Source organism: Marinovum sp. (assembly GCF_034669705.1).
Classification (GTDB): domain Bacteria; phylum Pseudomonadota; class Alphaproteobacteria; order Rhodobacterales; family Rhodobacteraceae; genus Marinovum.
Window position 1 is genome coordinate 1 of record NZ_JAXMOR010000008.1, and the last position, 23,516, is coordinate 23,516.

Below are 23,516 nucleotides of genomic sequence, written 5' to 3' on the forward strand. Positions count from 1 at the left end.
GCTGCTCGAGACCTGGCTCGACCCGCTGCGCGCGCTTGACCCCGAAGGCGAACCGCTGGAGGAAATCCTGGCCTATGTGCAGCGCAAGCTGCAGCTGGCGCGCGATTACCCCCGCGAAAGCCGGCTCTTTGCCAATGAGATCCTGCAGGGCGCGCCGCGTATCCTGCCCTCGCTGGAAACCGACCTGCGGGCGCTGGTCGACCAGACCGCCGGGACGGTTCGAGGCTGGTGCGCCGCCGGACGGCTGGCGCCGGTCGACCCGGTGCACCTGATCTTCTCGATCTGGGCGCTGACCCAGCATTACGCCGATTTCCAGGTGCAGGTCACCGCGGTGCTGGACCAGGGCGACCCCTTCGAGGCGGCAGAGGCGCATCTCGACACGCTGTTCCGCCGCCTGCTGACACCGGTCTGACGCCGCGCGCTCACTCCGCCGCCTGCGGCGCCATCGGATTGTTGGGATGGCTGGTCCAGTTGGCGTAGTCGTCCTGCACCACCTTGCCGGTGCGCGGATCGACGGTGCCGGCGGCCAGCTCTTCCATGGTGATGCAGTTCTCGACCGGGCAAACATCGACACAGAGGTTGCAGGCGACGCATTCCGCGTCGATGACCTCGAATTTGCGGTCCGGCGACATGGCAATCGCCTGGTGCGACGTGTCCTCGCAGGCAGCATAGCAACGGCCGCACTTGATGCAGGCGTCCTGGTCGATCCGCGCCTTGGTAACGTAGTTGAGGTTGAGATACTGCCAGTCGGTCACGTTGGGCACCGCCATGCCGACGAAATCCTCGACCCTGGCAAAGCCCTTCTCGTCCATCCATTCGCTGAGGCCGCGCTTCATTTCCTCGACGATCTTGAAGCCATAGGTCATCGCCGCGGTACAGACCTGCACGTTGCCGGCGCCAAGGGCGATGAACTCGGCCGCGTCGCGCCAGGTGGTGATGCCGCCGATGCCGCTGATCGGCAGACCGCGGGTCTCGGGGTTGCGGGCGATCTCGGAGACCATCGACAGGGCGATCGGCTTGACCGCCGGGCCGCAATAGCCGCCGTGGCTGCCCTTGCCGTCGATGGTGGGCTGCGGCGCGAAGGTGTCGAGGTCGATCGAGGTGATCGAGTTGATCGTATTGATCAGGCTCACCGCATCGGCGCCGCCGTTGCGCGCCGCGGTCGCCGGCTTGCGGATGTCGGTGATATTGGGCGTCAGCTTGACGATCACCGGGCGGTCGTAGTTCTCCTTGCACCAGCGGGTGACCATCTCGATGTATTCCGGCACCTGCCCGACCGCGGAACCCATGCCACGCTCCGACATGCCATGCGGGCAGCCGAAGTTCAGCTCGATGCCATCGGCGCCGGTTTCCGCCACCCGCGGCAGGATCGCTTTCCAGGCGGCCTCTTCGCAAGGCACCATGATCGAGGCGATCAGCGCGTGGTCGGGGTAATCCGCCTTCACGCGGGCCATTTCCTCGAGGTTGACCGCGAGCGGCCGGTCGGTGATCAGCTCGATGTTGTTGAGGCCGAGAAGCCGCCGGTCGGCGCCGTAGATCGCGCCGTAGCGGGGTCCGTTGACGTTGACGACCGGCGGGCCCTCTTCGCCCAGGGTCTTCCAGACGACACCGCCCCAGCCGGCCTCGAAGGCGCGGCGGACGTTGTATTCCTTGTCGGTCGGCGGCGCCGAGGCCAGCCAGAACGGGTTGGGCGACGAGATGCCTACGAAGTTTGTGGTCAGATCAGCCATGTTTCAGGTCTCCGAAATAAAAATGTTGCGCCGCGGCGCCGGTTCTCCCGCGCCCGCGTCCCGGGCTTGATCCGGGGCCGCATCGGCGCGGTCGGCGCGTTGGGCGGGAGGTCCCGGATCAGGTCCGGGACGCGGTCACGCCGGCATCAGCGTCGCGTGGATATCCTCGGCCGCGTCGCGCCCTTCGGCCACGGCCACCACCGTCAGGTCCTCGCCCGGCGTGCAGTCGCCGCCGGCCCAGACCCCGGCGACCCCGGTCCGGCCGCTGCCCGAAACCGAGATCTTGCCGCGCTCGAAATCGAGATCGCCGAGCGGCACCAGCATCTGCCCGATCGCCCGCAGCACCTGGTCGGCCGGCAGCGCGAGCCGCTCGCCGGTCCCCTGCAGCCGGCCGTCGACCTCGGCGGTGTACTCCAGCACCATGGTCCCCTCGTCCAGCGCCACCGGCATCACATTGCTGACGATCCGCACCCCCTTGGAGGCCGCGAGGTCCTGCTCGAAATGCGAGGCGCCCATCCGGTCGCGTCCGCGCCGATAGGCCAGGGTCACGTTCTCGGCGCCCAAGAGCCGCGCCTGCACCGCAGCATCCACCGCCGTCATGCCACCGCCGATCACCACCACGTTGCGCCCCACCGGCACCTCGCGCAGATCGCCGGCCTGGCGCAGCGCGGCGATGAAATCGACCGCGTTGGCCGCCTCTTCGTCGCCGGTCATCCCCAGCGCATTGACCGCGCCCAACCCGATGCCGAGGAACACCGCGTCATGGCTCTCGCGCAGCGCGTCGAGCTGCAGGTCGGCGCCCAGCACCCGGCCATATTCGATCTCGATGCCGCCAATGCCGAGCAGCCAGTCGACCTCGCGGGCGGCGAAATCATCGGTCGTCTTGTAGGCCGCGAGCCCGTATTCATTGAGCCCGCCGGGCTTCGGCTTGGCCTCGTAGATGGTGACCTTATGGCCCTTCATCGCCAGCCGGTGCGCGCAGGCCAGCCCCGCCGGCCCGGCGCCGACGACCGCCACGTGGCGTCCGGTCTCGGCGGCGCGGACGAAGGGATGTCCCTGCCGCGCCATCATCGAATCGGTGGCATGGCGCTGCAGCCGGCCGATCTCGACCGGCTTGCCCTCGGCCAGCTCGCGCACGCAGGCCTGTTCGCAGAGCGTTTCCGTCGGGCAGACCCGGCCGCACATGCCGCCAAGGATGTTCTGCTCGAAGATCGTCCGCGCCGCCGCTTCGGGCTGGCCGGTGGAGATCTGCCGAATGAACAAGGGGATATCGATGTCGGTCGGGCAGGCGGTGATGCAAGGCGCATCATGGCAGAAGTAGCAGCGGTCGGCCGCCACATGCGCCTCGTGCCGGTCGAGCGGCGGATGCAGATCCGCGAAGTTCGCCTCGATCTCCTCGGTGGTGAGCCGCCCTGCGGCCACGCCTGGGGTCAATGGGTGGGTCATGTCGTCTCCCTGTTCTTTTTTCACAGCCTGCCACAGATCAAAATTTTATCAAACGGTAAAATTTTGGAATGCGGAAAATTTCCGCGTGCGGGGTGGGGCGTGCAGGCCAGCGTGTCGGGGCGTCATTGGCGGTGGCGGTTCGTCGGCAATACTTCACGGGGCGATGGCGGCGAAGGGTGAGGTCCCGGATCAGGTCCGGGACGTGGGCCGGAAGGGTGTCAACGCAATGTGTCTTAACCGCGGGAGGTTCCGGGCAGGCGAGGCCCCGTGAGGGACAGGTTCTGCGCACCCCGTCCCGGCCTCCGCTCCGGGGCCTCGTGGGCGTTGGCGATGAGGTCCCGGGTCGAGCCCGGGACAGCAGCTGCGACACCCAACCGGAGCGGCCCCCGCCCAAGGGAGGGCTCGGAGACAGGAACCATCGCCCGGCCGTCACTCCGCCCAGGCGGCGACCTTCCTGTCGATGGTCTTGCGCGACACGCCGAGCCGCCGCGCGGCCTCGGCGCGGTTACCGTCGCAGAGGTCGAGCACATGCAGCACATGGCGCTGCACCACCAGCTCGAGGTTCTCGATCGCCTGCGCGCCGGTCACCGCGCCATGACCGGCGAACTCGTCCGGAAAGGCGCCGAGGATCACCGAGCGCTCGATCAGGTTCTTCAGCTCGCGCACGTTGCCCGGCCAGCCGTAGCGCCGCAGCTTCAGCAGCGTCTCCTCGTCGAGCGCCAGTCCGGGCATCCCCAGCGTGGTGGCAAACTGGCGCATGAAGAGCGCCGCGAGCTCGGTGATGTCCTCGGAACGGTCGCGCAGCGGCGGCATCTCGATCCGCATCACGTTGACCCGGTGATAGAGATCGGCGCGGAACCGCCCGTCGGACACTGCGGCCTCGAGATCGGCGTTGGTGGCAAACAGGAACCGCAGGTTCAGCGGGATCTCGCGCTCGGCCCCCCCTGGCCGGATCTTCTGATCCTCGAGCACCCGCAACAGCGCCGCCTGCAGCGCCTCGGGCATCTGCGCCACCTCGTCGAGAAACAGCGTGCCGCCATCGGCGAGCAGCAGCAGGCCGGGCTTCAGCCGCGCATCGCCCTCCACCGTGCCAAAGAGCTCGGGCACGATCCGGTCGGTCGCGATGGCGGCACAATTGACCGCCACGAACGGCTTCTCGGCCCGGTCCGACAGGCCGTGCAGCTGCCGCGCCGCCAGCTCCTTGCCGGTGCCGCTCTCGCCGGTGAAGAGCACCGGCGTTGGCAGCGGGGCCAGCCTCTCGAGCAGGGCGCGCACCTCGGTCAGCGCCGGCGAGGTGCCCAGAAGCTTGCCCTGCCCTGCCCCCTCATGCAGCTCGCGGCGCAGCAGCAGGTTGTCGCGCCGCAGGTTCTTGCGGTCGAGCGTGCGCGACATGGCGCCGAGGATCTGGTTGGCGCGGAACGGTTTCAGCACGAAATCCGACACCCCGGCCCGCAGCGCCGCAATCGCCGTCTCGAGGTCAGCGTAGGCGGTGATCAGGATGGTATCGGCAAAGAACCCGCGCCGCCGCTGTTCGCTCACCCAGTCGAGCCCGGTGCCGCCGGGCATGATGTTGTCGAGGATCACAAGGTCGAAATGATGCGCGTCGAGCGCCTGCGTCGCTTCGGTGGCGGAGCCCGCGCTCACCACCCGCTTGACCCGCGGCTCGAGGATCTTGACGAGGAAGTTGCGCATCCCCGGCTCGTCGTCGATCACCAGCACCTGGGTACCGGCCAGCGTGGCGCCGAATTCGTCCGTGGGGGTCACCGCCACAGGCCGCTCACTCCACCCGGACATTGGGGCCGGAATAGGCCTCCTCGGCCGAGAACCCCAGTTCATGGAGTCCGTAATAGGCCGCGACGCCGATCACGACGATGGCGGCAAATCCGGCGAGCATGGCTTTCATTCGGCGGGTTCCTTTGCAGTGGCGGTTTTCAGAAAGGCAATCAGGTCGGCGCGATCCTCTGCCCCGGCGATCACCTGCATCGGCATCTTCGAGCCCGGAATGTAGTGGTCAGGGCCCTGGTCGAACAGGGCGTCGATGGTGTCCTCTCCCCAGACGATCGGCGCTCCCTGCAGCCTATCGGAATAGGCGTAGCCCGGCAAACTGCCCGCCGGCCGGCCAAAGACACCATACAGGCTCGGCCCCGCCTTGCGCGAGGGGCCCGCCTCCAGCGCGTGGCAGATCGAGCATTTGCGCATGAACTGCCGCTCGCCATTGGGCATGGTGGCGGCGTCGCGCAGGAACGACCGGTCGCCGGTGATCCCCGGCGCGAAGGCATCGAGGCTCGCCACCGGCCAGCCGTAGGCCAGATCGTCGATGCCGCTGGCATAGATCATCTCGCCCGCCGGCCCGAAATCCAGCGCCCAGACCGGCCCTTCCCGGGTGGCGCGGAAATCGCGCGCGATCTGCCAGTCCTGCGTGTCGACGATCATGATGAAGCCCTGGCCGTCGCCCACCGCAAGCTGCTGCGTCTCTGCGTGCCAGGCCATGGCGAGGATCGGGCGGCGGTCGAGGGTGAAATCGGCGATCTCGCGGCCCTCCATGTCGACGATCCGCGTGCCGCCATCCACCGCACCATAGGCGATCCAGCCGTCGCCCACGACCAGCGTGTTCACCCCGAAGCCGTGCCTGACCAGCGGCAGAGCCTCGCCCGTCGACAGGTCATAGCGCAGGATCTCGCCAGCGGCGGTGCCGGCCAGCAGCACTTCGTCGCCGACGCAGGCCAGCGCATTCACCGCGGTTCCCGGCGCTGCCAAAGTCCGCGTCTCATCACCGTCGAGAGACCAGAGCCTGACGCTGCCGTCCCAGCTCCCGCTTGCCAGCCAATCCCCCGAAGGCGCAAACGCCAGCGCCGCGACCTTTCCGCGATGGCGCCCGAGTTCACGTCCAACGTCCGCGACGATTTCAACCCCGTCCCGGACCTGACTTGGCCTGCCCCGGACCTGATCCGGGGGGACCTCATGGCCAACCTCCCAGAGCCGCACCGCGAAGTCATCGCCACCCGACGCCAACATCCCGTCAAGCCCCCAGGCCACCGAGGTCACCGCCGCCTCATGCCCCTCGAGCCACACCGGCACCCGTCCGCGCCAGACCCCGACCGAATTGTCGAAACTGGCGCTCGCCACGCGCCCCTCGGGCGACACCGCAAGCGCCATCACCGGCCCGCCGTGCCCCTTCAAGGTGGTGAACTCCGCTGCGCCCAAGGCCGACGCCCAGACCACCGCCAGACCTGCCAGAGCCCCGCGCATGGCTACTCCGCCGGATGGGCCCGGGCGTCGCTTGGCGCCGCGCCGTCCTTGACCGTCTCGTACCAGATCGAATGGTGCTGCTCGGCCCAGGCCTCGTCGACCTGACCAGAGCCCATGGCGTCATAGGCGCCCTCCATGCCAAGCGTGCCGATGTAGATATGGCCGATGATCACCGCCATCAGTAAAAAGCCGACGATGGCGTGCCAGAGCTGGGCGTATTGCATCTCTTCCTGCGGCGAGAGCGCGGTCGGAAAGGGCTGCAGCCCCATCCAGTCGTTGACGCCCCAGTCGTTCATATGCCCGAACGTCGGCCCGAACATGTTGAACTCGAAGGGAAACAGCAGCGACAGCCCGGAGACCGAGACCGAGACGCCAAAGACGATTACCGACCAGAAGACGATCTTCTGACCGGCATTGAACTTCTTGGCCGGCGGGTGCTTCTTGCCGATGATGCCGCCACCGTAGCGGAACCAGGTCAGGTCGGTGCGGTCGGGCAGGTTGTGCCAGACCCACATCACGAAAACCATCACCAGCCCCAGCATGAAGGCCCAGGCCACATTGTTGTGGATGAACTTCGACACGATCAAGAGCTGCGAGTTGAACTCAGCGCCGAACCAACCGATGAAATACTTGCGGCCGAAAAGCGTGAACAGCCCGGTGAAGGCCAGCAGCAGGAACGACCCCGCCATCATCCAATGGGCAAAGCGCTCGATCGCCTTGAAGCGGGTGATGGTGCGGCCAGCCAGACCGCCCTCGACCCTGACGGTGCCGCGCAGCAGGTAAAAGACCGCCAGCAGGCCGATCATGCCCAGAAGCAGCCAGCCGCCATAGGTGCGCAGCGGGCCTTCGCGGAATTGCAGCCACCACATGCCGTTGTCCTGCACCAGCACACGGCCGGCCGGATGTGGGGTGCTCACCCTGACGTTGGCCTCGTTGTAGCGCAGCGCGCGCCAGAAATCGCTGTCGGAGGCGCCGCCGAGCGGGCCAAGCTGCGGCACCCCGGCGGGCGCGTCGAGCGTGTTGCCGCGGCGAAAGCTGTCATCGACCGCCAGCCCCTGCTGGCGGCGCAGGATATCCTCCAGCGTCTGCGCGCCGCCAGTGGCGGAGCGGTCGATCGGCGGGGCTTGCCCCTCGACCGGCGGCCGGACCTCGAAATCGGTGGGCGTGTCCTGCGCCGCCAGCGGGGCGGACAGCAGGGCAAGGAAAAGAACGGCCATCAGATGGCGCAGCATGTCGGTCTCCCGGGATCGGTGTCAGGCGCGCAGGCGGCGACCGAAAGGCCGCCGCGCTGTCAGGAGTGTCAGAACGTCAGGCGCGGATCACACAGCCCCGCGGGGTGCGTGATCCTCACGCACCGTCAGCCGCCCTTCTGGTCATAGGCGGTGCCCCAGCCCCAGGCGCCAGAGCCGAAGCCGCGCGCCACCACGCGCTCGCGGTAGATCGCCGACACCACGTCGCCGTCCCCCGCCAGCAGAGCCTTGGTCGAGCACATCTCGGCGCAGATCGGCAACTTGCCTTCCGCGATCCGGTTGCGCCCGTACTTCGAGAACTCGGCCTGCGAATGGGTCTCTTCCGGGCCACCGGCGCAGAAGGTGCACTTGTCCATCTTGCCGCGCGATCCGAAGTTGCCCGCCTGCGGATATTGCGGCGCGCCGAACGGGCAGGCGTAGAAGCAATAGCCGCAGCCGATGCACAGGTCCTTGGAGTGCAGGACGACGCCTTCCTCGTTCTGGTAGAAGCAGTCGACCGGACAGACCGCCATGCAGGGCGCGTCCGAGCAATGCATGCAGGCGACCGAGATCGACCGCTCGCCGGGCGAGCCGTCCTGGATGGTCACGACGCGCCTTCGGTTGATCCCCCAAGGCACCTCGTGTTCGTTTTTGCACGCCGTGACGCAGGCGTTGCATTCGATGCAGCGCTCGGCGTCGCAGAGAAACTTTGCTCTAGCCATATCTCTTTCTCCTTACGCTGGCATGATCTTGCAGAGAGTACACTTGGTCTCCTGCATCTGGGTCACGCTGTCATAGCCATATGTCTGGGCGGTGTTGGTGGATTCACCCAAGACATACGGATCGGCCCCGTCGGGGTACTTGTGCCGCTGGTCCTCGCCCTGGAAATGGCCGCCGAAGTGGAACGGCATGAAGGCCACGCCTTCGCCGACCCGCGGTGTCACCATCGCCATCACCTTGACCTTGCCGCCTTCCGGACCTTCGACCCAGACCTGCGCGCCGTCACGGACGCCAAGGTTGTTGGCGTCGCGCGGGTTGATCTCGACGAACATGTCCTGCTGCAACTCGGCCAGCCAGGGGTTCGACCGGGTCTCGTCGCCGCCGCCCTCGTATTCCACAAGGCGCCCGGACGTCAGGATCATCGGGTAATCCTTGCTGAAGTCCTGCTTCTGGATCGAGGCGTACATCGTCGGCAACCGGTAGAACTTGCGGTCCTCGTAGGTCGGATAGTCCGCCACCAGGTCGCGCCGCGGGGTATAGAGCGGCTCGCGGTGAATCGGCACCGGGTCGGGGAAGGTCCAGACCACCGCGCGGGCCTTGGCATTGCCGAAGGGCGCGCAGCCATGCTTGATCGCGACCCGCTGGATGCCGCCCGACAGGTCGGTCTTCCAGTTGATCTTGCTGACCTTCTCGTTGAAGTCCGACGGGAAGGGCGACATCGCCTGTTCGCCGACCTCCTCGTTGGCCCCCTGTGCGCCGTTGGGCTCGGTCAGGTTCTGGCCCTCGGCCACATCCTGCACCTCGCCGGCCTGACCGGCCTCGGGCGTCACGCCCTCGGTGGCATTGGCTGTGGCCTCGCCGTCGTCCTGGTTGCCGACGGCGCTGTCCTCCAGCCCCTCGACCCCCGCGACGCGGCCCATGACACGCTTCTCCTCCTCGGTCAGGTCACCATCCCACCCGAGATCGACGAGCATCTGGTAGGTGAACTCCGGATAGCCATCCTGGATCTCGGCCCCGGGGTTTGACACGCCTTCCGCCAGCAGGTTGTCACCATTGCGCTCGACGCCAAAGCGGGCGCGGAAGCACAGGCCGCCCTCGGCCACCGGTTTCGACATGTCATAGAGGTTCGGCGTGCCCGGGTGGTTCATCTCGGGCGTGCCCCAGCTTGGCCATGGCAGACCGTAGTAATCGCCGTCCGCCGGCCCGCCGTTGGCCTTGAGCGTCGTGCGGTCAAAGGTGTGCTGGTTTGCCATATGCAGCTTCAGCCGCTCCGGGGACTGCCCGGTATAGCCGATCGTCCACATGCCGCGGTTGATCTCGCGCAGGGTGTCCTCGACGTTGGGTGTCACGCCATCGTCTTCCAGCGCGATATTGCGGAAGATCCGGTCGTGGAAGCCGAACTTCCTGGAAAACAACCCGATGATTTCCTGGTCGGGCTTGCTCTCGAACAGCGGATCGACCACCTTCTCGCGCCATTGCAGCGACCGGTTGGAGGCGGTCACCGAGCCGTAGGTCTCGAACTGCGTCGCCGCCGGCAGCAGGTAGACGCCATCGGTGCGGTCATGCAGCACCGCCGAGACCGTGGGATAGGGGTCGATGACGACAAGCATGTCGAGCATCTCCATCGCCTTCTTCATCTCGGTCATGCGGGTCTGAGAGTTGGGCGCGTGGCCCCAGAGCACCATGGCACGCACCTTGTTGGGGTTGTCCATGTTCTCGGGGTCTTCCAGCACCCCGTCGATCCAGCGCGACACCGGGATGCCGGTGAGGTTCTGCAGCGACTTCTCCTTGCCGTCGGCACCGGTGACCTTGGCGAACTGCGCGGCGAGCCACTCGGGATCCTCCTCCCAGACCCGCGCGAAATGCGCCCAGGCCCCGGCCGACAGGCCGTAGTAGCCCGGCAAGGTGTGGCTGAGTACGCCCAGATCCGTCGCGCCTTGCACGTTGTCGTGGCCGCGGAAGATATTGGTGCCGCCGCCCTCGGTGCCCATGTTCCCCAGCGCAAGCTGAAGGATGCAATAGGCGCGGGTGTTGTTGTTGCCGTTGGTGTGCTGGGTGCCGCCCATGCACCAGATCACCGTACCGGGACGATTGTTGGCCAGCGTCATCGCCACGCGGCGCAGCTGCGAGCCCGGCGTGCCGGTGACCCGCTCGACTTCCTCGGGCGTCCACTTGGCCACTTCCTCGCGGATCTGGTCCATGCCCCAGACCCGGGTGCGGATGAACTCCTTGTCCTCCCAGCCGTTGTCGAAGATGTGCCACAGGATGCCCCAGACCAGCGCCACGTCGGTGCCGGGCCGGAAGCGGACGTATTCATCGGCATGCGCCGCGGTGCGGGTAAAGCGCGGATCGCAGACGATCAGCGGCGCGTTGTTCTGCTCTTTCGCCTTCAGCACGTGCAGCAGAGACACCGGGTGCGCCTCGGCCGGGTTGCCGCCGATGATGAAGATCGCGCGGGAATTGTGAATGTCGTTGTAGCTGTTGGTCATGGCGCCGTAGCCCCATGTGTTCGCCACACCGGCCACCGTCGTCGAGTGGCAGATCCGCGCCTGGTGATCGACGTTGTTGGTGCCCCAATAGGCCGCGAACTTGCGGAACAGGTAGGCCTGTTCGTTGGAATGCTTGGCCGACCCCAGCCAGTAGACGCTGTCGGGTCCGCTCTCTTCGCGGATCGACATCATCTTGTCGCCGATCTCGTTGATCGCCTCTTCCCAGGACAGCCGGACCCATTCGCCACCGACCTTTTTCATCGGGTACTTGAGCCGCCGCTCGCCATGCGCATGCTCGCGCACCGAGGCGCCCTTGGCACAATGCGCACCGAGGTTGAAGGGAGAATCCCAGCCGGGCTCCTGACCCACCCAGACCCCATCGCTGACCTCGGCCACCACGGTACAGCCGACCGAGCAGTGGGTGCAGACGGATTTCCTGATGTCGACCTTGCCCATCGGCGCGGTCTGCGCCGACGCGGGCTTGACGGTGCCGCCGGTCGCGGCAATCGCGGCCATGCCGCCGATCGCCAGACCCGATCCGCGCAGGAACGCGCGGCGGTCCACCGAGGCCTTTGCCACGTCAGACAGGATCGAGCTCCGCTGGGGGCGTCGCGCAACCCCGTTGGTCTTTTTCCTCAACATGTCGTTTCCCTCCCTTGCTTGCGGTCCGTAAGCCTTGCTCCGACCGCGCGCTTGGTACTGTGTGTGGCCTTGATGCAGTCGGGCGTCACGCAACCGGTCGCTCCTGGCCTGTCCCTCGGCCCCGGGTCGCCCCCGAGCCGCCTCTCCTCAGAACTTCGCGCTGGCGAAGTAGGCCCGGGTGTGGGCGGTGTCCTGCATCTTCTCCGATGTCAGGTCGGGCTCGGCGGCCTCGGCCTCCGTCCCGCCGGCAGCCACTGCAACCGCCGCAAGCGGCGCCGTGGTCCCGGCCATCTTCAGGAAATCGCGGCGGCTGGCGCCCTTTTCCTCTGCCATGGTCTCTCTCCCCATGTGTTCCGACGGTCGCCCGCCGCTCGTTGTGGGACCGCGCGGCCCCGATCTAGCCAAGACGGAACGCCTCCGCCTCGATCTCCATGAACGTCCTGCCGACGGTGCCGACCGGCGCGTAAAAGACGCTGTTCTTCGCCCCCTCGAGGTCGGCAAAGAAATGCCCGGCCCAGGGTGCGATGTGTTTCGCGAAGAACTGCTTCTGCGCGTCCAGATTGGCCGGATCGCGGAACCGCCCGGCAATGATCGCGCCCATCATCTCCATCAGGCTGGCAATATTGTCCTCCGGCTCGAACACGTTGTCCGCCCGCTCCAGCCCCAGCCGGTGCATGTCCTGCCGCAGCAGCGCGAGCGGTTTTTCGTTCAGGAAGCCGGTCAGGTAATAGGACGCATAGGGCAGCAATTCCCCGCGCCCCAGCCCGATGAACAGCTTGTTGTACTCGGCTTCCACCCCCTTGGGCTTCGACACCTTGGCCAGCTTCGCCAGTGTCGAGATCGCCTGCCCGAGGTCGCTGTCATCGCCGGAAAGGCTCGCCGTCTGCGCCAACAGCATCTCGTCCGGCGGCCCCGACAGGATCACGCCGAGAAAGTTGTACAGATCCGCCCGCAAACGGTCCTCTTCGGCAATCGCTGGTGCAGTCGCAGTGGTCATTCAAACTCCCTCAAACGTGAAACGCATCCGTCGCTGGTTGAGCGCAACCGCGTCCGGCTCATCTAAAACCACCGGCGCCGGCTCCGAGACGCCGCCGTCCCGGACCTGACCCGGGACCTCTTGGTCAGCGTCGTCCTCAGTCTCATCAATCTCCGCGCCCCGGACCTGATCCGGGGCCTCCTCGTCAGCCTCGAACGCGGAGGTCCCGGAGCAAGTCCGGGACGCGACGGCCTCATCCTCCCCCGCCACATCCTCCGGCTCTGCCTCGAGCCCCTTGAACTGCTCCAGCATCCCCTTCCCGACGGTGTAGAGCGTCTGCATGTTCTCCACGCAGACCGCCTTGTCGGTAAAATCCTCGCCGTAATCGACCAGCCCGTCGACATTCGCGAGCACCGGGTTCAGCCCCCAAAGCCGCCGCAAGGCCCGCCGCTTCAGCCGCTCCGGCAAAGCGTGCTTGAGAAACGCCCGCACCTCCTCGGCACTGACCAACGCGTCGGGGTCTTTCACCCCGGCCTCGGCCAGCAGCTCCGCATCGGTCCGCTCCGCCAGCGCCTGCTCCTCGGCCTGCCGCACGGCCGCCCGGCGCGCCTCGGCCTCCGCCTGCGCCTCGGCAGCCACCGCCGCCCGACGCTTCGCCCACAAGCTCATGACAACCGTCTCCGCTTCAATGCCGGCGAGGCATAGATATCCGCCGCCTTGCCGATCCTCGGGTCGCCGATGCCGTCCTCCACAAGGTCCACCCGCTTCCTGTCACGCCGGCGTTTCACGAAAACCTCGTCCTCGTGGAACTCTTCGACAAATTCGCGCACCCAGGCGACAAGGCCATGCGGCATCGGCACCTTCTCGACGATCTCCTCGCCGCTGTCGGTGTAATCCTGCGCCTCGTAGGGCGAGGCCGTGACCAGCACGACCTCGAGCGGCGCTTCGCCCACCGCCTCGCGCATCACCACGTAGACACTCGGCACCCGTGCGCTGATCCCGTGCAGGTAGGCCTCGGTTTCGGCGCCGTGCAGTTCCAGCATCAGGGTCGCAGCGTGGTATTCCACCGCCGCGCCCTCCTCGCGCATCACCCGCCAGTCGGCCGGCCCGGCGCCCGGCAGCACCGCGCTGGCCGTCCAGTGCCAGGCCGCCCAGCGGGTTGCGCCAGGCGTCTTGCGCAGGACCACGCCGATCGGCAGCGTGCGATACATCTCCGGATTGTGGATCACTTTGGCTCGTCTCTCCCTGGACCCAGATTGAAATGCCGGCGTCGCGACCACCAAGCGGTTTCTGTGATCTTCCCCACATTTCCCCGGACTTCGGTCAAATTGACCGGTGCACCGGGGCGAATTCGGGGGCTTTGGACGATTTGTCCAACCTGACGGTTTCTGTCTGATTTCGCCGTTTCGCAGGCGCGGCGAATCACCGGGGAAAATGCTGCTTTGCGGCACCCTGCGTAGCGGACCCGTCGGCAGAAAACCGGTTGTGGTCCTTCGGCGAACGCGATTAGCGTAAGTCCGCGCCGGGCCTCGAAAGAGGCGGGGAGACGGCGCGGTTTCGGAGGGGGAAACCATGGTCAAGACTTTGATAACATGTGACTGTCAGGGATCGATGCAGATCGATTCGCTGGCGTTAGCCGATCACGCCGGCGTGACGGCTGCGGCGCCCTGTTCGGCGCTCTGCACCGGCCAGATCGACCGCGCCGCCGAGGCCTTGACAAAAGGTGATACGATTTTCTGCTGCACTCAGGAGGGTCGCAGCTTTAGCGCTTTGGCCGAGGAGCTGGGGGTGGACGCACCCGCCCTGCTCGACCTCCGCGACCGGGCCGGGTGGAGCGCCGACGAGGCCCCGAAACTGCCCAAAATGTCCGCCCTGCTGGCCGAGGCCCTGCTCCCCGCGCGCCCCGACCGGACCCTTGACGTGACCTCCGAAGGTCTCTGCCTGATCCTCGGCCCTGCCGGGGTGGCGCTCGCCGCCGCCGCACACCTCAGCCCGTATCTCGGTGTGACCGTGCTGCTCGAGGACACCCCCGACCTGCCCGATCGTCCCGACTTCGACGTCATCGCCGGCCGCCTGCGCAAAGCCACCGGCGCGCTCGGTCAGTTCTCGGTCACCATCGACGGCTTGCGCATGATCGACCCCACCGGGCGCGGCCCGCTGCGCTTCACCGAACCCCGCGACGGCGGCACCAGCGCCTGCGACATCCTGCTCGACCTGCGCGGCGCACAGCCGCTTTTCTCCGCCCACGACAAGCGAGAAGGCTACCTCCGCGCCGATCCCGCGCATCCGCCTTCGGTCGCCGCCGCCGTCATGGCCGCCTCGCACCTGACAGGCATCTTCGAGAAGATCCTGCACGTCCGCACCGAGCCGCTGCTCTGCGCCCATTCCCGCGCCGAGCAGACCGGCTGCACCCGTTGCCTCGATCTCTGCCCCACCGGCGCGATCAGCCCGGCGGGCGAGTTCGTCACCGTCGATCCGATGATCTGCGCCGGCTGCGGCGCCTGCTCGGCCGTCTGCCCCTCGGGCGCGATCAGCTATGACGCGCCGCCCGTGGACCTGATCATGTCGCGCATCCAGACGCTGGCAAAAGCCTACCGCGAGGCCGGCGGAGATACCCCGCGCCTGCTGGTCCACGACGCCCACGGCGCCGAGATGATCCGCCTCTCGGCGCGTCACGGGGGTGGCCTGCCCGCCAACGTGATCCCGCTGGAGCTGCCGGAACTCAACGCCTTCGGCCATGCCGAGGCGGTGGCGGCGCTGGCCGCCGGTTTCGCCGACGTCACCCTGCTGCCTAGTCCGAAAACCGAGCGTCCCGCGATGGAAGCTCAGGTCCTGCTGGCCCGCGCCATGGCCGGCGACACCGTGACAATCCTCGACACCACCGACCCCGACGCCATGTCCGATGCGCTATATGACGGCGATCCGGCCGCGCCGATCGACACCCCGGTCCGTCCCATGGGAACTCGCCGCCAGATCGCCCGCCAGTCGGCCCGCGCGCTGAACCCAGGCACCGAAGCGCTCGCCTTGCCCGATGGCGCTCCCTATGGCGCCGTGTTGGTCGATACCGACGCCTGCACGCTCTGCCTGTCCTGCGTCTCGCTCTGCCCCTCTGGCGCCTTGGGCGACAACCCCGACCTGCCGCAACTGCGCTTCCAGGAGGATGCCTGCCTGCAATGCGGCCTCTGCGCCAATATCTGCCCCGAGGACGCGATCACCTACGAGCCGCGCCTGAACCTGACCGACGCGGCCCTGTCACAGCAGGTGCTGAACGAGGAAGAGCCCTTCGCCTGCATCGAATGCGGGTCGCTGTTCGGGGTGAAATCCTCGGTCGAGCGGATCATGGACAAGCTCTCAGGCCACGCCATGTTCACCGGCGACAAGCTGCGGATGATCCAGATGTGCGACGATTGCCGCGTCAACGCGCAGTTCCACAGCAAGGACAACCCCTTCCAGGGCGGCGAGCGGCCGAAAGTGCGCACCACCGACGATTACCTGTCGAAACGGCGCGATCACTGATGCTGGATCGGCGCGCCGAGGTCCTTTGCCTGCATCGCCGAGACATAGGCGAGCATGGCGTCCAGCTCGTCGAGGCTCATCTCGATGGGCACGATGGGCGGCGGGCGGGCCTCGTCGAAGGGTTCGGTGACGCCGGCGATGATCATGAAGGCCGGGTGCGGGTTGAGGAGGTAGAAGGCGGCGAAGCGCTGATCCCAGTCGGGGAGCGAGCGCAGGATGCCGAACGACGGGGTCGATCCGATGGTGCCCATCCGGCTGGCCTCGTCCACCGCGTGGCAACGCCGGCACTTGTCGCGCGACACCGCGTGGCCCAGTACCGCATCACCGTCGAAGCTGACCTCGACCGCCTCGGCCTTTTCAACCTTGGCCTCGGTGAACAGCGGCTCCCCGTCCGGCGCATAGGACAGAACCGTGCGCCGGCCGACATCGCCGGTCAGCCAATCCGCAAACCGCGCGGCGTCCGGGTCGTCGGTCGCCAAGGTCATGCGCCAGACTTGCCCCGCGCCTTCAAACAGCGCCCGGCCGTCACCGCCCAGCACCATGTCGGCAGCCTCCGCATCCGACACCCGCTCGACCTTGACCTGCGTCTTCAGCGAAAACCGCGGCAGCAGGTAGTCGAGCACGCCGGTCTCCACCAAAGCCTCCGGCGCATAGAGCCGCAGCACCCGGTCTTCGGCCAGGGCCCCCATGGGCAGGCACAGGAGCAGCATTATCAGCAAGCGGCGGGTCATGGCCCATGCTAGGGTCAGCCCTGCCCGTCAGTCAAACGAAGGAAACCAGATGTCCGACGATTTCAACATGTCCATGCGCAAGTTCCTCAAACAGGTGGGCGTCACCTCGCAGCAGGCCATCGAAGAGGCGATGCGCGAGGCAGACACCGCCGGCAAGACCTATGCCGTCAAAGCCGTGGTCACCATCGAGGAGCTGGACCTGACCCACGAGGTCACCGGTCAGATCAAGGGTCAGGAGTAAGACTTGCTGGATCGCGAAAAGGTACTGGCCGCGCTGAAGCAGGTCTCCGATCCGGTGTCGGGCGGCGACCTGATGGCCTCGGGCGTGGTGCGCGCGCTGAACGTCGAAGGCGGCGCGGTGCGCTTCGTCATGGAGATCCCGCCGTCGCGCGCGGACGCCTACACCAAGGCCCGTGACCAGGCCGAACAGGTGCTGAAATCCGCCGGGGCCGAGAATGTCTCGATCGTGCTGACCGCGCATGAGGAAAAGGCCCCGCCGCAGCTCAAACCGCAAGCGCCCAAGGCGCAAGGTCCCGAACGGGTGCCGGGCGTGGCGCATATCATCGCCGTGGCCTCGGGCAAGGGTGGCGTGGGCAAGTCCACCGTCGCCGCCAACCTCGCCTGCGCGCTGGCGCAGCAGGGCCGCAAGGTGGGGCTCTTGGACGCCGACGTCTACGGGCCGTCGCAGCCGCGGATGCTGGGGGTCTCGGGGCGGCCGGCCTCGCCCGACGGCAAGACCATCCTGCCCTTGCGCAATCACGGCGTCACGCTGATGTCGCTCGGCCTGATGACCAACGACGATCAGGCGGTGGTCTGGCGCGGACCGATGCTGATGGGCGCGCTGCAGCAGATGCTGTTCCAGGTGCAATGGGGCGCTCTGGATTGCCTCATCGTCGACCTGCCCCCCGGCACCGGCGACGTCCAGATGACTCTGGCGCAGAAGACCATGGTCGACGGCGCGCTGATCGTCTCGACCCCGCAGGACGTGGCGCTGCTGGATGCCCGCAAGGGGATCGACATGTTCAACCAGTTGAAGGTGCCGATCCTCGGGATGATCGAGAACATGTCGACGCACATCTGCTCATCCTGCGGCCACGAAGAGCACGTTTTCGGCCATGGCGGCGTTGCCGAGGAAGCGCGCAAGCTGGGTGTGCCGCTGCTGGCCGAAGTGCCTTTGCACATCGATATCCGGCTGGCCTCGGACGGCGGCGCGCCGATCGTGGTCAGCCAGCCCGACAGCGCTCAGGCCCGCGCCTTCCGCGACGTGGCCAACGCGCTGGTGGCCGAGGGCGTGGCATGACGGAAACCCTCACCTTTCCGCCGCTGATGTGGGACGAGGCCGCCAATGGACCGGCCTTCGACCACGCGGTGATGCGGGCGGTGACGGGGTGCGACGCGGGGCTGATCGCGCACCGGCTGCGCCCCGAGGCGATGCAGGCCGCGCTGGTCTTCGCCCCCGAGGTGGTGCTGCCCAAGGCCATGGCCATGCTGCCCGCCTGCGCGGTGGGCCTGCAGAACGCTTTGGGTGCGCTCGCCCCGCCCGAGGTCGCCGTGCACCTCGACTGGGACGGCGGCATCCGGGTCAATGGCGCCGCTTGCGGCAGCTTCCGGGTCATGGCGTCGACGCAGGACCCCGAACAGACCCCCGACTGGCTGGTGGTGGGCTTCGACCTGCCGCTGATGCCCGGCGTCCCGGACATGGGCGAGGCCCCCGACGCCACCGCGCTTTATGCAGAGGGCTGCGCCGATGTCACGCCCCCTGCCTTGCTGGAAGCCTGGGCGCGGCACACCCTCAACTGGGTCACGCGGTGGGAGTCCGACGGGCCGAGCAGCCTGCACGCCGAATGGCGCGGGCTGGTGCATGGCATCGGCGAAGAGGCCACGCTCTGTGGTGAGACCGGCACCTTCCTCGGCGCGGACGAGGACTTCGGCGCGCTTATCCGCTCGGGCGAGAACACCCGCATCATCCCCCTGACCGCCTTGCTGGAGGAAGCCCCATGAAGACCGGTTTAAGATTGGCGCGTGCCATCCATTTCGACGAAAGCGACTCCCGCGTCTATGCCTCGCCCGCCCGCACCGGGGAATGGTGCGTGTCGGGCGGGTTCGAATTCTCCAACTGGTCCGAGGGCGACCTGACCGGCAAGGCGCGGCAGGCCTTCGCCAACGGCTGGCTGGGGCTGGAGACTTTCGGCCGTGTCACCTTCGTCGCGGTCACCGAGGCTCAGCCCGAGGAGGTCGAGGCGCTCACCGACGCGCTGGCGCAGCACTTCGTCACCTACTACGGCGCGCCCTCGGCCGAGGCCGCCCGTCCCGTCGCCGCCGAGGAGATCGCCCACATGGCGACGCTCTGCGAGGATCACGACGCCAACACCCTGCTCACCGTCGCGCGCGAGCTGACCGACGCCGGCGTGCGCGAGGCCTTTCGAGTGATCGAGGCGCAGGAGGCCGGGATCGAGCAATTCGCCGTCCATGGCGCGCTCGACGAGAGCTGAGGCAGAGACCCCCGGCATCCCGGGCCTGACCCGGGATCTCTGGTTTTTTGGACCGGTCATTCCCCGCCCGCGCCTCGGACGTGGTTCGGGAGCCTGCCTCGGGCGGGCGGGGAGGTTTGGCAGGCGGGGAGGTCCCGGATCAAGCCCGGGACGGCGTTGCGTGATCTCCCCTGAGGGCGGCTATTGCGCCTGCTCTTCGGCGTTGAACACGAACAGCGCCTCGCCGCCGATCTCGTAGCCGTCGATCAGTTCTTTCGCCGTCGCCGACACCAGCCAGTCTTCCAGCTTCAGCGCCAGGGCGTGCTTGACGTGAGCGTGCCGCGCGGGGTCGACCGGGAGATAGGCATACTGGTTGAACAGCACCGGATCACCGGAGAACAGCAGCGCCAAGCCGTCCGTGTTGCCGAAGTTCAGCCAGCTGGCGCGGTCCGACATGATATAGGCGCCCATGCCGGCGGCGGTGTTCAGTGCCGCGCCCATGCCGGCGCCGACGGGCTTGTACCAGTCATGCAGCACCGCCGGGTCCCGGCCGGCCTCGGCCCAGAGGCTCAGCTCCTTCTTGTGGGTGCCGCTGTCATCGCCGCGCGACACGAAGGGCGCCTCGGTGGCGGCGATGCGCTGCAGCGCCTCGACCGCGCTCGGGGCCTCGGCGATGTTGGCCGGGTCCGTGTCGGGACCGATGAAGACGAAATCATTGTACATGATCTCGCGCCGGTGGGTGCCGTGGCCGGCGGCAACGAAGGTCTCCTCGGCGCTGCGCGAATGCACCAGGATGGCGTCGACGTCGCCGGCCTCGCCCAGCCGGATCGCCTGGCCGGTGCCGACCACCAGGAGCTGCACCTCGAGGTCCAGATCCGCGGCGATCTGCGGCAGCAGCACATCGGCCAGACCGGAATTGTGAAACGAGGTGGTGACCGCCATCTTCATCGTCTCGGCGGCGGTGGCGGCGGTGGCGGCGGTGCCGATGGCGGCCAGCGCCAGTGTCAGGGCCAGATGTTTCATTCGACGATGTCTCCTTGCAAAAAAGCCCGCGCCTGCGGCGTCTCGGGACTGGTGAAAAACTCCGGCGTGCGGCCGTGCTCATGCAGCTTGCCATGCAGCAGGAACAGCACCTCGTCGGCCAGCCGGCGGGCCTGGCCCATGTCGTGGGTCGACAGGATCAGCCGCATGCCACCGGCGCGCGCCTCCTGCAATATTTCCTCGATCTCGCGCATGGCGCGGCCGTCGAGCGAGGCGCAGGGCTCGTCGAGAAACATCAGCTGCGGCTCGGTGATCATCGCCCGCGCCAGCGCCAGCTTCTGCCGCTCGCCCCCCGACAGCACCGGCGCCTGCCGGGTCAGCATGCCGCCAAGACCCACCCGCGCGGCCCAGGTGCGCGCCTTGTCTTCCGCCGGGCCGCGGGCCATGCCGCGCATGCGCAGCGGGAAGGTCAGGTTCTGCAGCACCGTGCGGCGCAGCATCACCGGCTGCTGAAAGACAAAGCACTGGTGATGGCGCGCCTCCTCGGTCGGGCAGTTCCAGCGGATGCGACCGCCACCCAGCCGGGCGGTGCCATGCAGCAGGCTCAGGAAGGTGGTCTTGCCGGCACCGTTCGGCCCGATCACCACGGTGGTGCCCTGGCCGGCCAGTTCGAGGTCGATCGGGCCGACGAGGGTCTTGCCGCGGCGGGTGGCGCGGGCGGCCTCGAGCCGGACGGGAAACAGCGCGCTCACCAGCGGCCCTCCCGCTCGGTGCGGCTGAGCGCGTGGATCGCCAGGTTGACGGCGATGGCCAGCGCGATCAGCACGAAGCCCAGCGCCAGCGCCAGGGCGAAATTGCCCTTGCCGGTCTCAAGCGCGATTGCGGTTGTCAGCACCCGGGTCGCATGGTCGATATTGCCACCGACGATCATGATCGCGCCGACCTCGCCAATGCCGCGGCCAAAGCCCGCCAGCGCCGCGGTCAGAAGCGCGCGGCGGCTGTCCCAAAGCAGGGTGCGGATCTTCTGGCCTTGGGTGACATTCATCGAGATCAGAAGGTCGTGGTACTCCTGCCAGAGATCGCGGATCGATTGATGCGCCACCGAGGCGATCAGCGGCACGAGGATGATCACCTGGGCGATCACCATGGCGGTCGGCGTGAACAGCAGCCCCAGCACGCCCAGCGGCCCGGCCCGCGACAACAGCACATAGACCACGAGGCCCACCACCACCGGCGGCAACCCCATCAGCGCGTTGAGCACGGCGATCACCGTGCGGCGAAAGCGGAACCGGCGGACCGCGAGAAAGGCCGCCAGAGGCAGGGCGATCAGGCTGGCGATGACCAGCGCCGAGAGCGTCACCTCGAGCGAGCGCAGGGCGATCTCCAGCAGCTCCGCGTCCAGCGTCGCCACCAGCCAGAACGCCTGGACCAGACCGCTCCAGATATCCACCATCCCCCGATGCCCCTCCCGTTTCGGGGCAAACTGGCATTCCCGGCAGGGGGATGCCAGCCGGTTTTGCAGTGCTCAAAGGCATTGGGTCAGATCGGCCCCGAGGGCGCCGCGACGCGGGCGCGCGGTGGTCAGATTGACCGGCCGCCTGCCGCGCCCTGGCGGCGGGCTCAGCTGCCGCGGTGCCGCCGGGCCTGGGCGATGCGCAACTGGTCGACCACATGCCGTCCGGCGTCGCCGATGTGCTGGTCGAGCACCTTGACCGCCTGGTCCACGTCCTGCGCGCGCACCGCCTCGATCAGGGCGCGGTGCTCGCGCAGGATTGCCTCCTGTCGGCCGATGGCGATCGGCACGCGGGTGCTGATCGAGCCGAGGATCTCGCGGTGCTGCTTCCAGACGCCAAAGGCGACGCGGTTGTAATGCCGCTCGTACATGGTTTCGTGAAACGCGTGGTTGAGGTCGGTGTGGCGCGTCTTGTCCTCGAAGTTCAGTGCCTCGATCTCGGACTGGATGCGCTCGAGCTCGGCGACGTCCTCGGCGCTGGCGGTCTCGACAAAGAGCTTCAGCAGGTAGGGCTCGAGCTGATAACCCACCTCGGCCACGTCGCGCACGAACTCGGTATCGATCGGCCGCACCCGCGCGCCCTGGTTGGGGGTGAACAGCACCAGACCCTCGCCGCGCAGCTGCTGCAAGGCTTCGCGCACCGGGTTGGTCGAGCTGTTGTGGCGTTTCGCCAGCTCCGAGATCTTCAGCCGCGCATTGGCCTCGAGCACGCCCGACAGGATGTCATGGCGGATCGCGTCATAGATCGAAGACGACGAGGACCCGTTGTCCTTGTCGGCGGCGAGGGAGATCGGGCCGTGCGCGCTCATTGTGAAACCTTCCCGGGACTGTGCGGACGTCAAGACTTTCCGTCTCTTCATCCATCATCTAAACAACATCATACATTATTTCCAGAGGAGAGAGAAATGGAATCGCCCCGTTGCGTTGATGCCGCCAAAGCCGGCTGTGGTGAAGGCCTGTTGTGGGATGCCGGGCGCGGCCGGGTGTGGTGGGTCGATATCTCGGGCGAGGCGCTGCACGGGTTCGACCCGGCGACCGGCGCCAGTACGCGCCAGCCCCTGCCCTGCCTGATCGCCGCATTGGCGCTGCGTGACGACGGCGCGCTGTTGATCGCCACCGCGCGGGGGCTGGGGCTCGTCGCTCCCGGGACCGGCGAGATCGAGACGCTGCATGACCCTGAGCCCGAGAGCCCCGGCAACCGGCTCAATGACATGATCGCCGGGCCGGACGGTGCGCTCTGGGTCGGCACCATGTCGGAGGGCGCACAGGGGCCGACCGGGGCGCTCTACCGCTATGACGGTGACGGCCCGCAGGTACAGATGCGCGGCACCACCATCTCGAACGGGCTGGGGTGGAGCCCGGATGGCGCGCGGCTCTACTTCATCGACAGCGTGCCGGGGGTGCTGCATGTCCGTGAGGAGGGCCGCTGGCGCGCGCTGCGACGGTTCGACGAGACCACCGGCAAGCCCGACGGGCTGACCGTCGATGCCGAGGGCACGCTCTGGGTGGCGATCTGCGACCGCGGCCGGGTGCTGGGCCTGCGCCCCGACGGCGAGATCGTGGCGCAGATCGACCTGCCCTGCGAGATCGTCACCAATTGCTGTTTCGGGGGCGCGGACCTGAGGACGCTTTACATCACCACCGGGACGTTCTCGATGAGCGAGGCCGAGAAGGCCGCCAATCCGCTGGCCGGCGGGCTGTTTGCGGTGGACATGGCGGTGCCGGGGATGCTGCCCCATGCGGCGAGATGGCCGTAGGGTGGGTTTGCAACCCACCTTTGGCCTCGGGCGTGTTGCGATGGGTCGAGAAACCCACCCGCCCGT

The 23,516-nt window shown here is 67.6% G+C and carries 24 protein-coding genes; 7 read left to right on the forward strand and 17 right to left on the reverse strand.

Annotated elements, in window-relative coordinates; all coding sequences use genetic code 11:
• A partial coding sequence (locus VOI27_RS07590; protein ID WP_323764714.1) for a TetR family transcriptional regulator C-terminal domain-containing protein occupies positions 1-412 on the forward strand: 412 nt, incomplete at its 5' end.
• Between the two features lie 10 nt (positions 413-422).
• Here the strand turns inward: VOI27_RS07590 and preA are convergent.
• From preA to VOI27_RS07650, 12 genes are all read right to left on the reverse strand, one after another.
• Positions 423-1,730, reverse strand: a complete 1,308-nt coding sequence (gene preA, locus VOI27_RS07595) for an NAD-dependent dihydropyrimidine dehydrogenase subunit PreA (RefSeq protein WP_323764715.1) — start codon at positions 1,728-1,730, stop codon at positions 423-425.
• 135 nt (positions 1,731-1,865) lie between these two features.
• Positions 1,866-3,176 (reverse strand): NAD(P)-dependent oxidoreductase, encoded by a 1,311-nt coding sequence (locus VOI27_RS07600; RefSeq protein ID WP_323764716.1) that lies wholly within the window; start codon positions 3,174-3,176, stop codon positions 1,866-1,868.
• Between the two features lie 429 nt (positions 3,177-3,605).
• The gene (locus VOI27_RS07605) at positions 3,606-4,946 is read right to left on the reverse strand and encodes a sigma-54-dependent transcriptional regulator (protein ID WP_416374655.1); all 1,341 of its coding nucleotides are present in this window, start codon (positions 4,944-4,946) and stop codon (positions 3,606-3,608) included.
• Positions 4,947-4,953: 7 nt separating this feature from the next.
• Entirely contained in the window at positions 4,954-5,079 is a 126-nt protein-coding gene (locus tag VOI27_RS07610; protein WP_323764718.1) for a hypothetical protein, read from the reverse strand.
• Positions 5,076-6,425: a c-type cytochrome gene (locus VOI27_RS07615; protein WP_323764719.1), complete on the reverse strand. Its 1,350-nt coding sequence runs from the start codon at positions 6,423-6,425 to the stop codon at positions 5,076-5,078. The genes VOI27_RS07610 and VOI27_RS07615 overlap by 4 nt, the downstream gene beginning before the upstream one ends.
• 2 nt (positions 6,426-6,427) lie before the next feature.
• Complete coding sequence (locus tag VOI27_RS07620) at positions 6,428-7,657, reverse strand: formate dehydrogenase subunit gamma (protein ID WP_323764720.1); 1,230 nt, start codon at positions 7,655-7,657, stop codon at positions 6,428-6,430.
• A gap of 125 nt (positions 7,658-7,782) precedes the next feature.
• Positions 7,783-8,376 carry a formate dehydrogenase FDH3 subunit beta gene (fdh3B, locus tag VOI27_RS07625; RefSeq protein ID WP_323764721.1) on the reverse strand — a complete coding sequence of 198 codons (594 nt, stop codon included), beginning with the start codon at positions 8,374-8,376 and terminating at the stop codon, positions 7,783-7,785.
• A 12-nt stretch (positions 8,377-8,388) separates the two neighbouring features.
• A complete protein-coding gene (locus VOI27_RS07630; RefSeq protein ID WP_323764722.1) occupies positions 8,389-11,505 on the reverse strand; it encodes a formate dehydrogenase subunit alpha in 3,117 nt (1,038 codons plus the stop codon).
• Positions 11,506-11,652: 147 nt separating this feature from the next.
• The gene (locus VOI27_RS07635; protein ID WP_416374656.1) at positions 11,653-11,838 is read right to left on the reverse strand and encodes a twin-arginine translocation pathway signal protein; all 186 of its coding nucleotides are present in this window, start codon (positions 11,836-11,838) and stop codon (positions 11,653-11,655) included.
• Positions 11,839-11,902: 64 nt separating this feature from the next.
• The gene (locus tag VOI27_RS07640; RefSeq protein ID WP_323764724.1) at positions 11,903-12,502 is read right to left on the reverse strand and encodes a molecular chaperone TorD family protein; all 600 of its coding nucleotides are present in this window, start codon (positions 12,500-12,502) and stop codon (positions 11,903-11,905) included.
• The gene (locus VOI27_RS07645; protein WP_323764725.1) at positions 12,503-13,150 is read right to left on the reverse strand and encodes a DUF3306 domain-containing protein; all 648 of its coding nucleotides are present in this window, start codon (positions 13,148-13,150) and stop codon (positions 12,503-12,505) included.
• The gene (locus VOI27_RS07650; RefSeq protein WP_323764871.1) at positions 13,147-13,680 is read right to left on the reverse strand and encodes a DUF3305 domain-containing protein; all 534 of its coding nucleotides are present in this window, start codon (positions 13,678-13,680) and stop codon (positions 13,147-13,149) included. The genes VOI27_RS07645 and VOI27_RS07650 overlap by 4 nt, the downstream gene beginning before the upstream one ends.
• A 373-nt stretch (positions 13,681-14,053) precedes the next feature.
• Between VOI27_RS07650 and VOI27_RS07655 the strand changes: the two genes are divergently transcribed.
• Entirely contained in the window at positions 14,054-15,997 is a 1,944-nt protein-coding gene (locus VOI27_RS07655) for a 4Fe-4S binding protein (protein ID WP_323764726.1), read from the forward strand.
• On the opposite strand, the gene VOI27_RS07660 is transcribed toward VOI27_RS07655, so the two are convergent.
• The gene (locus VOI27_RS07660; RefSeq protein ID WP_323764727.1) at positions 15,991-16,728 is read right to left on the reverse strand and encodes a hypothetical protein; all 738 of its coding nucleotides are present in this window, start codon (positions 16,726-16,728) and stop codon (positions 15,991-15,993) included. The genes VOI27_RS07655 and VOI27_RS07660 overlap by 7 nt on opposite strands.
• A 49-nt stretch (positions 16,729-16,777) precedes the next feature.
• Here VOI27_RS07660 and VOI27_RS07665 point away from each other — a divergent pair, with 49 nt between their 5' ends.
• Genes VOI27_RS07665 through VOI27_RS07680 form a run of 4 tightly spaced genes read left to right on the forward strand, consistent with a single transcriptional unit; the run spans position 16,778 to position 19,220 of the window.
• Positions 16,778-16,969 carry a DUF6494 family protein gene (locus VOI27_RS07665; RefSeq protein WP_323764728.1) on the forward strand — a complete coding sequence of 64 codons (192 nt, stop codon included), beginning with the start codon at positions 16,778-16,780 and terminating at the stop codon, positions 16,967-16,969.
• Positions 16,970-16,972: 3 nt separating this feature from the next.
• Entirely contained in the window at positions 16,973-18,028 is a 1,056-nt protein-coding gene (gene apbC / locus VOI27_RS07670) for an iron-sulfur cluster carrier protein ApbC (RefSeq protein ID WP_323764729.1), read from the forward strand.
• The gene (locus tag VOI27_RS07675; protein ID WP_323764730.1) at positions 18,025-18,729 is read left to right on the forward strand and encodes a biotin/lipoate--protein ligase family protein; all 705 of its coding nucleotides are present in this window, start codon (positions 18,025-18,027) and stop codon (positions 18,727-18,729) included. The genes apbC and VOI27_RS07675 overlap by 4 nt, the downstream gene beginning before the upstream one ends.
• A complete protein-coding gene (locus tag VOI27_RS07680; RefSeq protein WP_323764731.1) occupies positions 18,726-19,220 on the forward strand; it encodes a DUF6505 family protein in 495 nt (164 codons plus the stop codon). The genes VOI27_RS07675 and VOI27_RS07680 overlap by 4 nt, the downstream gene beginning before the upstream one ends.
• 180 nt (positions 19,221-19,400) lie before the next feature.
• Here the strand turns inward: VOI27_RS07680 and VOI27_RS07685 are convergent, their stop codons facing one another.
• The 4 genes from VOI27_RS07685 to VOI27_RS07700 form a co-directional block, all read right to left on the reverse strand.
• Entirely contained in the window at positions 19,401-20,222 is an 822-nt protein-coding gene (locus VOI27_RS07685; RefSeq protein ID WP_323764732.1) for a substrate-binding domain-containing protein, read from the reverse strand.
• Positions 20,219-20,932, reverse strand: a complete 714-nt coding sequence (locus VOI27_RS07690; protein WP_323764733.1) for an ATP-binding cassette domain-containing protein — start codon at positions 20,930-20,932, stop codon at positions 20,219-20,221. The genes VOI27_RS07685 and VOI27_RS07690 overlap by 4 nt, the downstream gene beginning before the upstream one ends.
• On the reverse strand, positions 20,929-21,633 hold the full coding sequence (locus tag VOI27_RS07695) for an ABC transporter permease (RefSeq protein WP_323764734.1): 705 nt from the start codon (positions 21,631-21,633) through the stop codon (positions 20,929-20,931). The genes VOI27_RS07690 and VOI27_RS07695 overlap by 4 nt, the downstream gene beginning before the upstream one ends.
• A 167-nt stretch (positions 21,634-21,800) precedes the next feature.
• The gene (locus tag VOI27_RS07700; RefSeq protein ID WP_323764735.1) at positions 21,801-22,502 is read right to left on the reverse strand and encodes a GntR family transcriptional regulator; all 702 of its coding nucleotides are present in this window, start codon (positions 22,500-22,502) and stop codon (positions 21,801-21,803) included.
• Positions 22,503-22,598: 96 nt separating this feature from the next.
• Here VOI27_RS07700 and VOI27_RS07705 point away from each other — a divergent pair, with 96 nt between their 5' ends.
• Positions 22,599-23,450, forward strand: a complete 852-nt coding sequence (locus VOI27_RS07705) for an SMP-30/gluconolactonase/LRE family protein (protein WP_323764736.1) — start codon at positions 22,599-22,601, stop codon at positions 23,448-23,450.
• Positions 23,451-23,516 lie beyond the last annotated feature (66 nt).

Coding starts and splice junctions, on each gene's coding strand:
- preA (WP_323764715.1), bottom strand. CDS start 1,730: ATGGCTGATCTGACCACAAACTTCGTAGGCATCTCGTCGCCCAACCCG.
- VOI27_RS07600 (WP_323764716.1), bottom strand. CDS start 3,176: ATGACCCACCCATTGACCCCAGGCGTGGCCGCAGGGCGGCTCACCACC.
- VOI27_RS07610 (WP_323764718.1), bottom strand. CDS start 5,079: ATGAAAGCCATGCTCGCCGGATTTGCCGCCATCGTCGTGATCGGCGTC.
- VOI27_RS07615 (WP_323764719.1), bottom strand. CDS start 6,425: ATGCGCGGGGCTCTGGCAGGTCTGGCGGTGGTCTGGGCGTCGGCCTTG.
- VOI27_RS07620 (WP_323764720.1), bottom strand. CDS start 7,657: ATGCTGCGCCATCTGATGGCCGTTCTTTTCCTTGCCCTGCTGTCCGCC.
- fdh3B (WP_323764721.1), bottom strand. CDS start 8,376: ATGGCTAGAGCAAAGTTTCTCTGCGACGCCGAGCGCTGCATCGAATGC.
- VOI27_RS07630 (WP_323764722.1), bottom strand. CDS start 11,505: ATGTTGAGGAAAAAGACCAACGGGGTTGCGCGACGCCCCCAGCGGAGC.
- VOI27_RS07635 (WP_416374656.1), bottom strand. CDS start 11,838: ATGGCAGAGGAAAAGGGCGCCAGCCGCCGCGATTTCCTGAAGATGGCC.
- VOI27_RS07640 (WP_323764724.1), bottom strand. CDS start 12,502: ATGACCACTGCGACTGCACCAGCGATTGCCGAAGAGGACCGTTTGCGG.
- VOI27_RS07645 (WP_323764725.1), bottom strand. CDS start 13,150: ATGAGCTTGTGGGCGAAGCGTCGGGCGGCGGTGGCTGCCGAGGCGCAG.
- VOI27_RS07655 (WP_323764726.1), top strand. CDS start 14,054: ATGGTCAAGACTTTGATAACATGTGACTGTCAGGGATCGATGCAGATC.
- VOI27_RS07660 (WP_323764727.1), bottom strand. CDS start 16,728: ATGACCCGCCGCTTGCTGATAATGCTGCTCCTGTGCCTGCCCATGGGG.
- VOI27_RS07665 (WP_323764728.1), top strand. CDS start 16,778: ATGTCCGACGATTTCAACATGTCCATGCGCAAGTTCCTCAAACAGGTG.
- VOI27_RS07675 (WP_323764730.1), top strand. CDS start 18,025: ATGACGGAAACCCTCACCTTTCCGCCGCTGATGTGGGACGAGGCCGCC.
- VOI27_RS07680 (WP_323764731.1), top strand. CDS start 18,726: ATGAAGACCGGTTTAAGATTGGCGCGTGCCATCCATTTCGACGAAAGC.
- VOI27_RS07685 (WP_323764732.1), bottom strand. CDS start 20,222: ATGAAACATCTGGCCCTGACACTGGCGCTGGCCGCCATCGGCACCGCC.
- VOI27_RS07695 (WP_323764734.1), bottom strand. CDS start 21,633: ATGGTGGATATCTGGAGCGGTCTGGTCCAGGCGTTCTGGCTGGTGGCG.
- VOI27_RS07700 (WP_323764735.1), bottom strand. CDS start 22,502: ATGAGCGCGCACGGCCCGATCTCCCTCGCCGCCGACAAGGACAACGGG.
- VOI27_RS07705 (WP_323764736.1), top strand. CDS start 22,599: ATGGAATCGCCCCGTTGCGTTGATGCCGCCAAAGCCGGCTGTGGTGAA.